This window comes from Vibrio sp. Isolate32, assembly GCF_022397955.1.
In the GTDB taxonomy this organism is placed as follows: Bacteria; Pseudomonadota; Gammaproteobacteria; order Enterobacterales; family Vibrionaceae; genus Vibrio.
On the sequence record NZ_JAKEUQ010000007.1, the window covers coordinates 115,391 to 129,749 of the forward strand.

At 44.3% G+C, this 14,359-nt stretch carries 12 protein-coding genes and 1 pseudogene; 7 read left to right on the forward strand and 6 right to left on the reverse strand.

From position 1 onward, the window contains the following. The first annotated feature begins 584 nt into the window (after positions 1 to 584). Positions 585 to 2,435, forward strand: a complete 1,851-nt coding sequence (locus L1D11_RS07525; RefSeq protein WP_239832818.1) for an ABC transporter ATP-binding protein — start codon at positions 585 to 587, stop codon at positions 2,433 to 2,435. Positions 2,436 to 2,724: 289 nt separating this feature from the next. Then, positions 2,725 to 3,432, forward strand: a complete 708-nt coding sequence (locus L1D11_RS07530; protein ID WP_239832819.1) for a DUF445 domain-containing protein — start codon at positions 2,725 to 2,727, stop codon at positions 3,430 to 3,432. Positions 3,433 to 3,542: 110 nt separating this feature from the next. Here L1D11_RS07530 and L1D11_RS07535 read toward each other — a convergent pair whose 3' ends face one another. After that, positions 3,543 to 4,031: an Lrp/AsnC ligand binding domain-containing protein gene (locus L1D11_RS07535; protein ID WP_239832820.1), complete on the reverse strand. Its 489-nt coding sequence runs from the start codon at positions 4,029 to 4,031 to the stop codon at positions 3,543 to 3,545. Between the two features lie 278 nt (positions 4,032 to 4,309). On the opposite strand from L1D11_RS07535, the gene L1D11_RS07540 reads away from it, so the two are divergent. Then, a complete protein-coding gene (locus L1D11_RS07540) occupies positions 4,310 to 4,480 on the forward strand; it encodes a hypothetical protein (RefSeq protein ID WP_239832821.1) in 171 nt (56 codons plus the stop codon). A gap of 61 nt (positions 4,481 to 4,541) precedes the next feature. Here L1D11_RS07540 and L1D11_RS07545 read toward each other — a convergent pair whose 3' ends face one another. The 3 genes from L1D11_RS07545 to L1D11_RS07555 all read right to left on the reverse strand — a co-directional run bounded on the left by L1D11_RS07545 (position 4,542) and on the right by L1D11_RS07555 (position 7,528). Further along, complete coding sequence (locus tag L1D11_RS07545; RefSeq protein WP_239832822.1) at positions 4,542 to 4,766, reverse strand: hypothetical protein; 225 nt, start codon at positions 4,764 to 4,766, stop codon at positions 4,542 to 4,544. A 336-nt stretch (positions 4,767 to 5,102) separates the two neighbouring features. Next, the gene (locus L1D11_RS07550) at positions 5,103 to 6,725 is read right to left on the reverse strand and encodes a phosphoethanolamine--lipid A transferase (protein WP_239832823.1); all 1,623 of its coding nucleotides are present in this window, start codon (positions 6,723 to 6,725) and stop codon (positions 5,103 to 5,105) included. A gap of 233 nt (positions 6,726 to 6,958) precedes the next feature. Beyond that, positions 6,959 to 7,528 carry a porin family protein gene (locus L1D11_RS07555; protein ID WP_239832824.1) on the reverse strand — a complete coding sequence of 190 codons (570 nt, stop codon included), beginning with the start codon at positions 7,526 to 7,528 and terminating at the stop codon, positions 6,959 to 6,961. A 189-nt stretch (positions 7,529 to 7,717) separates the two neighbouring features. On the opposite strand from L1D11_RS07555, the pseudogene L1D11_RS07560 reads away from it, so the two are divergent. Then, positions 7,718 to 8,256, forward strand: a pseudogene (locus tag L1D11_RS07560) (isochorismatase family protein). Here the strand turns inward: L1D11_RS07560 and L1D11_RS07565 are convergent. Both L1D11_RS07565 and L1D11_RS07570 read right to left on the reverse strand, forming a co-directional pair. After that, positions 8,253 to 9,116 carry a MurR/RpiR family transcriptional regulator gene (locus L1D11_RS07565; RefSeq protein WP_239832825.1) on the reverse strand — a complete coding sequence of 288 codons (864 nt, stop codon included), beginning with the start codon at positions 9,114 to 9,116 and terminating at the stop codon, positions 8,253 to 8,255. The pseudogene L1D11_RS07560 and the gene L1D11_RS07565 sit on opposite strands and share 4 nt — an antisense overlap. 132 nt (positions 9,117 to 9,248) lie before the next feature. Beyond that, the gene (locus tag L1D11_RS07570) at positions 9,249 to 10,523 is read right to left on the reverse strand and encodes an amino acid deaminase (protein WP_239832826.1); all 1,275 of its coding nucleotides are present in this window, start codon (positions 10,521 to 10,523) and stop codon (positions 9,249 to 9,251) included. A 176-nt stretch (positions 10,524 to 10,699) separates the two neighbouring features. On the opposite strand from L1D11_RS07570, the gene L1D11_RS07575 reads away from it, so the two are divergent. The 3 genes from L1D11_RS07575 (at position 10,700) to L1D11_RS07585 (ending at position 14,349) form a co-directional block, all read left to right on the forward strand. Further along, positions 10,700 to 12,133, forward strand: coding sequence for a D-aminoacylase (locus L1D11_RS07575; protein WP_239832827.1), 1,434 nt, complete (start codon positions 10,700 to 10,702; stop codon positions 12,131 to 12,133). Between the two features lie 102 nt (positions 12,134 to 12,235). Further along, positions 12,236 to 12,628 (forward strand): RidA family protein, encoded by a 393-nt coding sequence (locus L1D11_RS07580; protein ID WP_239834879.1) that lies wholly within the window; start codon positions 12,236 to 12,238, stop codon positions 12,626 to 12,628. A 206-nt stretch (positions 12,629 to 12,834) separates the two neighbouring features. Further along, the gene (locus L1D11_RS07585; RefSeq protein ID WP_239834783.1) at positions 12,835 to 14,349 is read left to right on the forward strand and encodes a sodium:solute symporter family protein; all 1,515 of its coding nucleotides are present in this window, start codon (positions 12,835 to 12,837) and stop codon (positions 14,347 to 14,349) included. Positions 14,350 to 14,359: the final 10 nt, after the last annotated feature.

Genomic DNA, 14,359 nt, shown 5'->3' on the forward strand with positions numbered 1-14,359 from the left:
CGTCCCTATCTTTTATTTACCTCAGAATTGTAAGCAAGTTGTTACAACAAGATTCACTGAAAAGAATAATGATTTGAATATTTATCCCAAACATTTACTGCTAAATCCAGTTTAAGCCGTAATTTTTACTGCAAGATAACAGCGCATCAGAAATAACCAACAGTTTGCATATCAATTAGAGAGTTTGCTGAATAAATATCCGAGCGGTCTTTTCTGTGTTACCGCGAGTTTAGGTTACAATTTAATCCAATTAGCGTTAGGATTATCACCGTTGCATAACAATCAATTACGTTTGAAATAAGCTTAACTCTTCCCATCTGACCCAATCTAAAATAAGCGTTATACACAATACGTTTTGGACCTTTCGCGATCACTAAAACACGGTGTTAAACCGAGCTCTAGAGCTAAGCGTTTAAGCCAGAGTGAAAACCAAACTCCATCGAATGATTTAATGCTTATAAGAACGCATGGGCGCTTATATAATTTCAAATCAAGACTGTAAAATTTCAAATCGAACCTATAAAAACAAAGCTACACAGACGATGCAGTTGCTAATAGATGTATTCGTTTATAAAGGGAAATCTATGTACAAAAAATTTGAAGGCTTTACTGAAGCCTTTCCAAAGGGAGAGCCGATACAACCTCCTACTGGAATACTGGCATTTTGCCGCCATTACACTCGAGGTTTCGAAAAACCGTTGATCTTGCTAGGGTTGATGAGCATGACCATCGCGATCATCGAAGTCGCGCTGTTCGGTTACATGGGACAACTGGTTGACTGGCTATCAACAAGCAACCCAGACACTTTCTTAGCAGACAACCAATCGACATTGATGGGGCTCAGTATTCTGCTGTTGGTTGTGATGCCAATCTTGATCAGTGTTTACTCGCTATTGCTTCACCAAACTTTGCTGGGCAACTACCCAATGTCGATTCGTTGGTTAGCACACCGCTACCTTTTGAAACAAAGCCTGTCCTTCTATCAAGATGACTTCGCTGGACGTGTCGCCACCAAAGTGATGCAAACTTCGCTCGCGGTGCGTGAAACCGTGACCAAAATGGTCGATGTGTTTGTGTACGTGACGGTTTACTTCACGGCGATGCTGTTCATGCTTGCAGAATCAGATTGGCGCTTAATGGCTCCGATGCTGATTTGGCTATTCGTTTATGTCGGTATCCAGCTGCACTTCGTACCAAAGCTAAAAGACGTGTCTTCCGAGCAGGCGGATGCTCGTTCGTTGATGACAGGCCGCATTGTTGATAGCTACACCAACATCGCAACCGTAAAGCTGTTCTCACACAGTAAAAGAGAAACCGAATACGCTGAAGAAGGCATGGAAGGCTTTCTAGATACGGTCCATCGTCAAATGCGCTTGGTTACGGGCTTCAACATCTGCGTTGAATTCGCTAACTATCTATTGGTGTTCAGCATTGCGGGTATCTCTATCTACTTATGGCTAGATAGCGCAATCACCGTGGGTGCAATTGCGATTGCAGTGAGCTTGGCTCTGCGTATTAACGGCATGTCGAAATGGATCATGTGGGAAATCGGCGGTCTGTTCGAAAACCTAGGTACTGTAATTGATGGTATTAAAACGCTGTCTAAGCCCATCGCTATCGAAGACAAGAAAGACGCTGAGCCACTTAAGGTTCCTCAAGGCGGCATCAGCTTCGACAACGTTAGCTTTAACTACGGCGAGAACAAGGGCGTGATCAACAACCTAAACCTCAACATTAAGCCGGGTGAAAAAGTGGGCTTGGTGGGTCGTTCAGGTGCAGGTAAGTCGACCCTAGTTAACTTACTGCTGCGTTTCCACGATGTAGAAAGTGGCCGCATCCTGATTGATGACCAAGAGATCTCGAGCGTTACTCAAGATTCTCTGCGTAGTAACATAGGTATGGTGACTCAAGATACCTCACTGCTGCATCGTTCGATCAAAGACAACATTCTTTACGGTCGGCCAGAAGCATCAGACGAAGAGGTATACGCAGCGACCAAACAAGCGCACGCTCATGAGTTTATCGAAACCCTAACCGACCCGTTTGGCAACATTGGTTACGATGCTCAAGTGGGTGAACGTGGCGTTAAGCTTTCTGGTGGTCAGCGTCAACGTGTCGCTATCTCGCGTGTTCTTTTGAAAAATGCGCCACTATTGGTTCTTGATGAAGCGACGTCTGCCCTCGATTCTGAGGTAGAAGCGGCAATCCAAGAGAGCTTGCTTGAGCTAATGGAAGGCAAAACGGTTATCGCAATTGCGCACCGTCTTTCGACCATTGCTGCGATGGACCGCCTGATAGTGCTTGATGAAGGCAATATTGTCGAAGAAGGTACGCATCAAGAGCTGATTAACCAGAATGGTATCTACGCTCAGCTGTGGAATCACCAAACGGGTGGGTTTATTGCTGATGATCTTGAGCAAGCTACGAGCGCTTAATTTTTGTGCTATTTTAAAAATGCGGCGTGATTCACACCAATTTGTTAAATAGCGGTAAATTAAACATGGCAGAATGTTATGTCGTAATTATATAATGACTCTAACAAACCAAGACGGCTTCGCTTGCGCGTTCTGGAATAAGGCTAGACTTCGGGGGGGAGGCTGGCCTTTCTTATGCCCGTAGATCAGCGACTTTTCCTACCTGTTCCATCAACTTCATCGATCCTTTTGTTTTTTTCTTGGCGTTTTTTTCTTAAAATGCGCGCAATATTCTTTCTAGAGATCAACCATGAACAAAAGTGTCCTAACTAACGTCGTCGCGTTAGCACTGCTTGCTAGCGGCTATACGACAGCAAACCAATACTTACTTTATGCAGGCTTATTCGCATTTTCTGGTGCCATCACCAACTGGCTTGCGATTCACATGTTGTTCGAGAAAGTACCCGGCCTATACGGTTCTGGCGTTATTCCAGCACGCTTTGAAGAGTTCAAAGCAGCCATCAAACAACTGATGATGGAGCAGTTCTTTACTGAAAGTAACATCGACCGCTTCCTAAGCAGCGAAATGAGCGGTGGCCAATCACTGAACCTAGAGCCTGTGATTAAGAAAATCGATTTCAATCCTGCATTCGATTCACTGGTTAACGTTATTGAGAGCTCACAGTTTGGCGGTATGCTAGCAATGTTTGGTGGTACAGAAGCATTAGAGCCAATGAAAGCGCCATTTGTTGAGAAGATGCAAGAATCTGTTATCGAAATCAGCAAGAGTGATTCAGTGAAAAATGCCATCAAGGAAGAGCTGGAATCACCAGCAATGATGGATGAAATCAAAGAGAACATTGAAGCCATCATCGACCAGCGTTTGAATGAACTGACACCGAAAATGGTAAAAGAGATGGTTCAAACCATGATTAAGAAACACCTTGGCTGGCTTGTCGTGTGGGGTGGTGTATTCGGCGGTGTGATTGGTCTTATTTCAGCGGGGATTACATTGTAAAGCGTTTATGACTACGCTTAACTGATTGCCCTTTCTGGCAGTCACAAAAAATGGAAGCTCATTAGCTTCCATTTTTATATCTATCAAAACTGGATCAAGCCAGGAGCGCGCTAATTTAAAGTCGCTAACAGCTCAGGGTTCACACCAAAGCCCTTTTTATGCTCTTCAATCACCACTTCACTGCGCGTCTGAATCACACCAGGTAAGGTCCCCAGCTTGGTAGCCATAAATGCTTGGTAAGCCTTCATGTCTTTCACCCGAACTTTAATCATGGTGTCGAAGTCTCCCGACAACGAATAACACTCTTCCACCTCTGGCATCATTTCCACAGCTTGGGCAAACTTATCAAAGATTGAAAAGCTGGTTTGGTCGAGACGAATATGGATAAACACTTGAACATCGAGCCCCAACTTCTCGGAACACAGCTCTGCGTGGTAACCCGTGATGTAACCCTCTTTTTCTAATCGCTTCAATCTATCAGAGCAAGGAGAGGTGGTTAGGTTAACTTGCTTAGCCAACTCAACCACAGGCAAGCGCCCTTTCATATGCAGAATTCTTAGTATTTCTTTATCGATACGATCAAGCTGATGATGATACATGACATTCCTTAAACATTCTAAATTCGGCTCAGTATATTCCATACCTAGAACGATCGAAGAAAACCCCGCTCACACATTTAAAAACTAAACGCACAAGTCGCATTCACACCAAATATAAATCCATACAAATCGATAGCAACCCTTATAAATCAAACTCTGGTTATTAACAAATTATTATAAAAATGGCCTGATAAACAAATAAGTTGAGCCAGAAACGAAAGAAAGGATATATGGCAAAGTGAATAATATAATTATCGAAGAGAAAGGATGACTCTATTATGAAAACACAAGAACCCGCATATAAACCCTACGGTATCGGCTCATGGACACAAGTAACAGTGTCAAAAGATGTGGCTCAAGCACTCGCTAATGAATACTCAAACTACGGATGGGAAGTAAAAATTGATGGCAATGCCATTAACAGCGAGATCGCGCTTAAAGAGGCTTAAATGACAAAAACCTACCAAACGGAGGTTTTTTTGATGTTGGTTAGTAAGCACTTACCATCAGCTAAGCTAAGCCAACTTGAGGAACTGAACTTCCAGTTTCACAACGGCAATTGCATGTACGACAAAAGTGCTGCGTTTCCATATCGTAATATAAGTTGCCACTAAATAGCTTTGAGGTCCATTGCAACATACGGCCAGAGGCTGTCTCGGGCTCTGATTCACAACGTTTCATTATAGACTTGTGTAGTGTTGTTTTTTTACATCCTTTGCAATAGAGATTAGGCATACCTTTGTCCTATAGGTCTTTAGTGGTTACTGATAATTGACACATCATGTCCAATTCGGTTCCAAAATTCACCGAGCGAATAACAAAATTGAGCACTAAGTTCAAAAAAATAGCCATTTTATCGTTTATTTTTTGAGATAAAGCGCTTTAGAAAGTCTCCTTCTTCTATTTTTTCTTCTATCATTTGGTTTCAATTTACATTGTAAACCTTACAACCGCCGTATTTCCCCTGTATTCAGCAGAATTTTTAATAAGACAAAGGTAGTACCCACATAAAAAAGGGAACTCATAAACGAGCCCCCTTTAGATCAAGCATGCGCGACTAATTGATGGAAACTAACGACAGGGTGCGAAGATGTCTTGGTTCTCCCTATACTCAGTGGTTTGCACGTCCATTAAGCCAAGTAGGGAGTCAAACAAGTTATCGTGTGAAAAACTCTGCTCCTTCCCTGCCTTTCTTAAGCAAGTCTGATTTATCCCTTTTTGCTCGGCAAAGCCATCAGACATCCATACGATCATCGGGACATGAGTTTGTTCTTTTGGTGCGAGAGAGTATGGCATGCCATGTAAGTAGACGCCGTTTTCCCCTAAGGACTCCCCGTGGTCGGAAATGTACATCAGTGCAACGTTGTACTTATCGATGAGTTTCTCTAGCTTCTGAATAGCCTGTGAGAGAAAGAAGTCCGTGTACAATATAGTGTTGTCGTAGGTGTTGACCACTTCCTCTTTGGTGCAGTTTTCAATATCTGCACGAGCGCAGTCAGGCGTAAACTTCTTATGTTCTTTTGGGTAACGCTCGAAGTAAGTCGGACCATGAGAACCAGAAATATGGTAAAAAATGATGCTATCTTGCTTAAGATCTTGAGTATCTTGTTCAAAGTTCTCTAGCATGGCGGTATCGTAGCACTCATCTTTATTGCACAAAGGATCGCTATCTTTAGCGACGAGAGTCATCTCTTTGATTCGGTGTGCAACGGCCTTGGCTCCACCATCGTGCTCTCGCCAGATTGAGTGAATACCTGCTCGGTTCATGATGTCGACCACGTTGTCTTGGTTGTAGGCTTTATCACGGTCGTAGTTACTACGGTTCATCTTAGAGAACATGCAGGGTACTGAAACCGCGGTGGCGGTTCCACACGACTGAACATCAGAGAAAAATATCGGGTCGTAAGGCTTGGTATGAGCGTTAGTTTCTCTCTCATAACCATGATACTGGTAGTTATATACGCGAGCAGTTTCGCCAAGCACAAACACCAATAAAGTCGGTTTGGTTGCTTGTTGGGCTTGTGGTTTGAGTTGAGCATCTAACCCCAATTCTTGATAGGGGGTAGGTTGTTTGATGTAGGTGTTATTGATGTATTTGACCGTTGATGCCACGTACTCGATCGGAATAATCATCTTTTTGATGTGCGAGTTATTACGACCAATCGATACGTAATCCTTATAGAAAAGCCCGGCAATAATCGCAATAACGATCAAGGAAGAGAGCAGCCCCATCGATTTCCAGACAAAGAAATCTTTCCAAGACTCTTTTTCAAGTTTGGTAAACAACAAGATGATTGATGGAATACCGCCCATGGCTAGTAACCATAAGATCGAGTGACCGCTGATATAGCTCGCCGCTTCACCGCTATTGGTTTCGAAGACGTTCTCTATCATGCCGTAGTCGACGAATATGCCGTAGTTAAACATGCTGTAGCTGACGAGTGTTGAGGTGATCAGCAATAATATGAAAAACGGCTTCGAGAATAGAGGCCAGTTGAAAACTTGGAAGATGAAATGAAAGGCAGCAAGGAAGAAGATTGGAATGGAAATAAGAAACGCAACGCTTTCAGACTTCGATGCTTGAACAATACTAAACAGTTCTTGGGTAAGAGGTAGGTTGACAACAAGCAGGTAATATACAGCCAACACAAAAGGCAGCTTGTTTATCGACATGTTTAAGCTTGGTAGGTTCATAGGTTTTGTTTTCCTGCGTCTCTTATTCCTTTATTTTAGTCTCGCTACCAAGAAAGCTCTAATATCAACGCATAAAGCTCAAACCGGTGATGGTGAGCGATAAACCGGCTAAAGTGAAATGACGCGATAGGGGAGTAGAAACAAAAAATTCACTTTACTAAGTGACCTTCATGACAAGGTGGAACAGCAAAGTGAATTAGTATGTTCAGCTTATTCTATGTGGTTCAATCACATTAGAAGTTGTATGAACCACCGAAGCTAATGCTGCTGAATGCTAGTGTTTTGTCTTCTTTCTTAAAGCCGTAGTCGTTTTCAACACTCACTGCGTCTGCTTGTGAAATTAGACGTAGTGTTAAATGTTCGATTGGCGTGTATTCAACACCAACACCAAAGTGGAAACCGGTACCGCTGTCATCAGCGTAACCAGCGCTCTTGTTTGCGTTTAGGTCAACAGAACTGAAACCAGCTAATACGAACGGACGAATCGTGTTGTCGAACGTGTAACCTAGGTTTGCTGATACAGAAACAGATGTTGGAGACATTTTTTCTGTACCTTTTTTGTAGTCTGCGTAATCGTTGTAACCAAGTTCAACACCAACGATACGGTTGAATTGGTAGCCACCATATAGGTTGTAGCCCATGCCATCTGAGTCTAGGTTGCCTTGACCGTCTGTATCAGAATCTTGGTACACACCAAGGCCGCCACCGATGTACGCACCGCCGTCAGTTCCTGCTGCTAAAGCAGGAAGAGAAACTGCGCTGATTAAGCCCAGTGCTAGTGCTGATTTCGCGAATTTGTTCATTGTTCTTACTCACTCTTTAATGTCATGCAGTATCAATTATTTTTGTTTTCAGCCTTTCGACCGTTGGTGAGCATTATTCCGTAGTTTTATACGTATTACTGTATGGCTTTGTAAGCTAAATCGTTACATAGTAGAAAACATCTCCATCAGATTGCTTAGTGAGTTAGACTGCCAAAACAAGGAATAAACATGCTAATGAGACAAAATACAGGCTTGGTGGTTGTGGACGTTCAGGGCAGGCTCGCACGCCTCGTTGATAAGAGCGAGACACTTATTTCTAACTGTCGGAAGCTGATTAAGGGCGCGCAGGTTTTGGGGCTGCCCATTATTCACTTGGAGCAGAATCCAGATAAATTGGGAGCAACAGTCAGCAAACTGAATGACGTATTGAGTGATGTTGAGCCAATAACTAAATTCACGTTCAACGCGTGTGATGAGCCCAAGTTCGTTGAAATTGTGCAAGCCACGAATGTCGAGACTTGGCTGGTGTGTGGTATTGAAGCTCATATTTGCGTGTATCAAACCGCAATGGGGTTGTTAGAGCTTGGATATAAGATGCCGGAGGTCAGTGACTGTATTCGTTCACGAACAGCCCAGAATAAAATTTGGCTATTCGCCGACTAGCAGATGTAGGCGTGCAAATTACAGGATTAGAAATGAGTTTATACAAGCTGGCAAAGGACTGTCGCGCGCCCGAATTTAAGCCCATTCCATCCTTGATTCGTTAGTCACCTAGGGGCTGTCTATCGCCGCCACCTCGGTAGGAGTCTAAAGCAACCTTCAAGCGGCGCAGCTTGTCGCGCGAACGGTTCTTATGATTGACAGCGATCCCCATCGAAAGCACATCCACTAACGCCAACATAGCGTAGCGAGAAGCCGACGGTTTGTAGATGAAGTCAGTTTCCATGTGCTTGATCGGCAACAAGATATCGGCAATCTTTGCCAGTGGCGTGTCTTGTGGGGTAATCGCGATGATCTTAAGTCCATACTGTTTAGCCAGCTCTGCGGTTTCAGTGATCACAGGCGTAAAACCGGTCGCGGAGATCATCACCATTACGTCATTGGCATCTGCTGTTGCCGCAACCATGCGTGACATTAAACCATCGTTGTACGACACTACTGGATAGCCCAAACGAAACAGTCGGTGTTGCAGCTCTTGAGAGGCGATGGTCGAGCCACCACCCATGCCGATTGCAATGATCTGTCTGGCTTTGTGTAGCCAATTTACTGCAGTTTCAACATCTTGTTCTTTAAATAGAGTACGGTTGATGTCTAGGCTCTGCTTGATCGATTCATAGATACCTTGATAGCCAGTTTGGTTAACCGGTTCGAGAATAAAGCGCTGGCCAACTGTTAGGGTTTGAGCAAGCTTGATCTTCATATCACGTACGTTGTTACAACCAATCGCCTTAGCAAAACGGGTAATGGTCGCTTCACTGACTTGCGCGTTTTTAGCGAGTTCTGTAATGCTAGCTTTGGCGGCAAAATCAATGTCATCCATGATCAGCTTGGCGACTTTTTTCTCGGCATCACGAAGAGCGGGAAAACGCTCCGTTATCTGTGAAATGATATCTACTTCTAAACTCAAGAATCCTGATCCTTTGTTGTTGGGGCTAATCGTTGCTACTTAGCTTTTAAGCACTGAGCTTGTAAGAACCAAGCCTTAGCCCCGTTAGTATATCTGAATGCTTCGCTGATTCTAGCTTATTGAAAAATCGAGCTAGAAGCAGGTCTCTACCCAGTTTGTTACCTGATACTCGTCATCGCTGATAGCAATGTAACGCCACTTATCGAAAGTTAAACACGGGTGTGAGGTTGAGAACGCAATCATGTCACCCACTTCAATCTCTGAAGAACCGTCCGTTTCCACAAAAGTATGTTGATCCATCACGGCTGTTGCTGTCAGACCTTTTACTGAAATAGCTTTGCCATTGCGATACCCGCGCTCAGCAATAGGTAACCCAGAATCGAAGGCCACATCACGCTTACCAAGCCCAATCACCAGTTTGGTTGGCTCTGGGCGAGAGATAACATATGCCCAAACCTCAAGGGCCGATTCTAAATCCCCACCCAGTTCACACGCGTAACCTTGGTTTACTTGTGCGCGCTGCAACACCTTGCTTTGAGCATCGAGGTAGATCCCAGTATCGTGAATGGCGTAGCAACCTGGGCGGATGATCGCCAAGCAATCGGTTAGGTTCGCCAAGCACTCTGCCACCACATCATACCAAGCCGATCCCGCGCCGGTTATGATTGGCTGTCCCGTGATCAGGCTATCTGATGCAAGGTTTTCGACAGAGCTCAGTGCTTGCTTTAAGAACGTACGAATATCTTGCTCGGCATTGTCGCCATGAATCACACCTTCGTACACCTCAATACCCGTAAGAGAAAGCGCAGGCGCGTCTTGAATGGATTGCGCAAGCTCTAGAACCTCTTGTGGTGAGCGACAACCACAGCGACCGCCTGGTACTCCAAACTCGATCAGAACCTTTAGCATTTGCTCAGTGCTAGCGAAGTGTTGACTCAGTTGTTGCACGTTCACTGGTGAATCGACACAGCAGTAAAAATCAACGTCGAATTCACGAATAAGTTGTTCGACGATCGCAATGTTGGTTTTACCTACTAGTTGGTTGGCCATGATGATTCTTTTTGCACCCGCCATTGCCGCAACCTCTGCTTGAGCAGGTGTCGCTACAGTAATTCCCCAAGCGCCATTTTCTAGCTGCTGACGAAAGAAATCAGGCGTCATCGATGTTTTGCCGTGTGGTGATAATTTCACCTGATGATGATCAGCGAATGATTGCATCCAATTCAGATTATTGGTTAAGGCTGATTGTTTGATAATTGCTACCGGAAGCGAAATATCTTCATCGATCAGTCGATAAACGCCGTTCTCAGTTTGTGATACTGCTCTCCCTTTTTGGCCTCTTTCAGTCAAGACGAAACAATCTTTTTGATACTTTATAACATCTTTTTTTGCAGGGTTATGTTTCATTGCTGATTCCTAACATGATTTAAGTGTTTGTTATTTAATGTTTAAATCTATCTTGTGTTTGTTGCGTGATAGAAACTATCATACAAATTAAAATATTATGTGTGTTTTGTCACTGAAAATAATCGGCTGGATTCTTAATATAGCTCCATCAACACAGTGGATTGAGAGAGTGAAAAATGTTGTTCGATACGATAATCAAAAATGTAGAGGTGTTTGACGGCACCGGCGAACAATCGTTTTGTGCCGATGTAGCAATCCTTGATGGAAAAATCGCCGAAATTGGTCAAATCGATCACGAAGATTGTGGCCAGTTGGTTGAGGGAGCTGGCTTAGCATTGGCTCCTGGATTTATCGATGTACATACACACGACGATACCAACGTAATTCATTACCCAGACTGCCTACCTAAGATCAGCCAAGGTGTCACAACTGTGATTGTTGGCAACTGCGGCATCAGCGCATCACCGACCGTTTTGGCTGGCGATCCACCTGACCCAATGAATCTTTTAGGGGCGCAGGCTGATTTTAAATACCCAACTTTTGCGGCGTATGCACAAGCGGTAGAGCAAGCTCAACCCGCAGTAAACGTAGCAGCGTTAGTGGGTCACACCACACTGCGTAACCAAGTGATGGACGACCTACAACGCACCGCAAGTGAAGATGAAATTGCAGCGATGCAAACCAACCTTGATTTAGCAATGGAGCAGGGCGCATTAGGCTTGAGTTCTGGTTTGGCTTACGCAAGTGCGAAGCAAGCCAACGCGAATGAGGTGATGCAGTTAGCCAAAGTGCTGTCTAGCCATGGCGGCATCTATACCACGCATATGCGTACCGAATTCGAAGAGATCTTAAGCGCGATGGAAGAGGCGTTTGAGACAGGCCAATACGCCAAAGTGCCGGTTGTGATCTCTCACCTTAAATGTGCAGGTGCAGGCAACTGGGGCAGAACCGTTGAAGTGCTTGATTTGATGGACAAGGTTTCAGAGCACCAAGATGTGTCTTGCGACTGTTACCCATATTCAGCGAGCTCTTCGACGTTAGATTTAAAACAGGTGACGGACGATTTCGATATCTTCATCACTTGGTCTGAAACAAAGCCAGAACATGCAGGCAAAACCCTTAAAAAGATTGCTGATGAGATGAACCTACCTTTGATGGACGCTGCGAAAGCGCTTCAACCAGCTGGTGCAGTTTACCACTGCATGGATGAGAACGACGTAAAGCGCGTTTTGAAATACAAGCTGACCATGGTTGGTTCCGATGGGTTGCCGAATGACCCGCATCCACATCCAAGGTTGTGGGGCACCTTCCCGAAAGTGTTAGGCCACTACTGCCGAGATGAAAAACTGTTCGCACTGCCTGAAGCGATTCACAAAATGACCGGTATGTCGGCAGAGCGTTACAACTTGTCTGGTCGAGGTGAAATTCGCCAAGGCGCATTTGCTGATTTAGTTTTATTTGATCCAAAGAATATTAAAGACACCGCAACATTTGAAAATCCTATTTCAGTTGCAGAAGGAATTGAGAGTGTCTTTGTTAATGGTGAGTTAACTTACCAAAAAGGAATCGTTAAAAATAATCGTTCCGGCGTTTTTATTTACCGTAATTAGAATTTAATTATTTTATTAAATATACAGTAATTAGAAAGCGACGAATTAATTTAAATATATTGGGAAGCACCAATATTATCTATAAAGAAGTGGAGTTAAAAAATGACTATTAAACGTTACGGTGTTGAAGGCGGTACAGGTACAGGCGGACAACATTTACCATTTGCACGCGCAACTGAAGCGGGTGGTTTCCTATACGTTTCTGGCCAGACACCGATGACAGATGGTGAAGTGGTTGAGGGTGGCATTGTTGATCAGTCTCGCCTAGCGATCCAAAACTGTGTCGATATTATGACTGAAGCGGGCTACGACCTAGAAGACGTAATGCACGTAAAGGTTGTGCTAACGGATTCTCGTTACTTCCAATCTTTTAATAAGGTATTCAAAGAGTTCTTCGGTGCTAACCCGCCAGCACGTATCTGCATGGTCTGTGACCTAGTGGTAGACGTGAAAGTTGAAGTAGATGTGACTTGCTACCGCGCTGATCGCGTTTAGTAATAACCTAATCACAATAACCTACTTAGAGAGTATTAGGGCGTAGTCATCCCTGTTATTATTCCTTAATACTCTCACCCTACATTTATAAAAATTACTTTAATTAAAATATATCAAATAAATGAAGTAATTATATGAAATATAAAATGAATGAATCATAAATAAAAGTTCAGGAATGGGCTTAATATTTCACTGAGAGGTGTCAAATGAACAGCACTCTTTTTCTTACAGGCTTCGGCGTGTACGTATGTTTTTTAATTTGGTTAGGTTGGTTCGTCTCGCGTAATCAAAAATCTGGCGAAGATTTCTTATTAGGCGGCCGTGGCCTGCCATTATTCTTAGTTCTGGGTACAACCGTCGCGACTATGGTCGGCACGGGCTCAAGTATGGGTGCGGTTGGCTTCGGGTACGCGAATGGTTGGGCTGGTGCTCTATACGGCATTGGCGGTGCTATCGGCATCCTATTACTAGCCCTTTGGTTTGCTCCGGTTCGTAAACTGAACTTCATGACCATGAGTGAAGAGCTAGCGTATTACGTGGGTGCTAACCGAATCGTGAAAAACGTGGTTGGTCTGCTTATCTTTATCGCGTCAATCGGTTGGTTGGGTGCGCACATTCTAGGCGGTGGCATGTACCTAGCGTGGATTGCTGATATCGACCTTAACCTTGCTAAAATCATTATTGCTGCGGCATTCACTATTTACGTAGTGATCGGTGGTTACACAGCGGTTGTGTGGACCGATACTATCCAGGCTATCATCCTTTTTGCTGGCTTCATCTTGATGGCAGTTATGTCTGTGGATCACATCGGTGGTATGGATAACCTTTACGCTGCGATGGACCCTGCTGCTACGAGCTTTTTAGCAATCGATAAACTGGGTCTTCTGCCTGCTGTTTCTTTGGCTGTGGTTATCGGTGTGGGTGTACTTGCAACGCCTTCATTCCGTCAACGCATCTACTCAGGTAAAGACGTTTCAACTATTCGTCGCTCATTTGTGGCATCGGGTGTGTTGTACCTTTTCTTCTCAATTATCCCAGCAATCATTGGTATGGCTGCGCACGCAATTGACCCATCATTGGATAACCCGAACTACTCGTTCCCTTACGTAGCTGCAACGGTTCTTCCGGTTGGCGTAGGCATGATTGTTCTTATCGCAGGTCTTTCTGCAACGATGTCGAGTGCAAGCTCTGATGCGATTGCGGGCGTGTCTATCCTACTGCGTGATGTTTACGTGATGTTCACAGGTCGTGTACCAAACAAAGAGTCGATGCTGAACTACTCTCGCTTAGCTCTAGTTGTGGTCATTGGTTTTGCATTGCTGTTCGCCCTTACGTCAAACGATATCATTGGCTACATCACTAAGATGATTTCAACGGTAATGTCAGGCATGTTTGTGTGCGGTATGTTAGGTAAATTCTGGAAACGCTACAACTGGCAAGGTGCGCTTGCAACGCTAGCGGGTGCTTCTGTAGCTTCATTCGCAGTAATGCTAAACGCTGACTACACAGCCTTCTGGGGCAACCCCGTGATTCCTTCATGTCTGTTTGCTCTAACGGCAGGTGTGGTTGTGAGCTTAGTGACTCCGGCTAACCAAGTAACACCTGAAATGGCAAAAGCGATTCTTGATGATGAGCGTGCTCTGATGGAGATGGAAATGTCTGAATCAGGCGTACTTGAAGAAGAAGCGGCACCTCAACGTCCTGCAAATCAAACAAGCTAAACCTAGTCTC

Bases quoted from the DNA above. Each gene is read 5' to 3' on its own strand.
- L1D11_RS07525 (WP_239832818.1), top strand. From the start codon at position 585: ATGTACAAAAAATTTGAAGGCTTTACTGAAGCCTTTCCAAAGGGAGAG.
- L1D11_RS07530 (WP_239832819.1), top strand. From the start codon at position 2,725: ATGAACAAAAGTGTCCTAACTAACGTCGTCGCGTTAGCACTGCTTGCT.
- L1D11_RS07535 (WP_239832820.1), bottom strand. From the start codon at position 4,031: ATGTATCATCATCAGCTTGATCGTATCGATAAAGAAATACTAAGAATT.
- L1D11_RS07540 (WP_239832821.1), top strand. From the start codon at position 4,310: ATGAAAACACAAGAACCCGCATATAAACCCTACGGTATCGGCTCATGG.
- L1D11_RS07545 (WP_239832822.1), bottom strand. From the start codon at position 4,766: ATGCCTAATCTCTATTGCAAAGGATGTAAAAAAACAACACTACACAAG.
- L1D11_RS07550 (WP_239832823.1), bottom strand. From the start codon at position 6,725: ATGAACCTACCAAGCTTAAACATGTCGATAAACAAGCTGCCTTTTGTG.
- L1D11_RS07555 (WP_239832824.1), bottom strand. From the start codon at position 7,528: ATGAACAAATTCGCGAAATCAGCACTAGCACTGGGCTTAATCAGCGCA.
- L1D11_RS07570 (WP_239832826.1), bottom strand. From the start codon at position 10,523: ATGAAACATAACCCTGCAAAAAAAGATGTTATAAAGTATCAAAAAGAT.
- L1D11_RS07575 (WP_239832827.1), top strand. From the start codon at position 10,700: ATGTTGTTCGATACGATAATCAAAAATGTAGAGGTGTTTGACGGCACC.
- L1D11_RS07580 (WP_239834879.1), top strand. From the start codon at position 12,236: ATGACTATTAAACGTTACGGTGTTGAAGGCGGTACAGGTACAGGCGGA.
- L1D11_RS07585 (WP_239834783.1), top strand. From the start codon at position 12,835: ATGAACAGCACTCTTTTTCTTACAGGCTTCGGCGTGTACGTATGTTTT.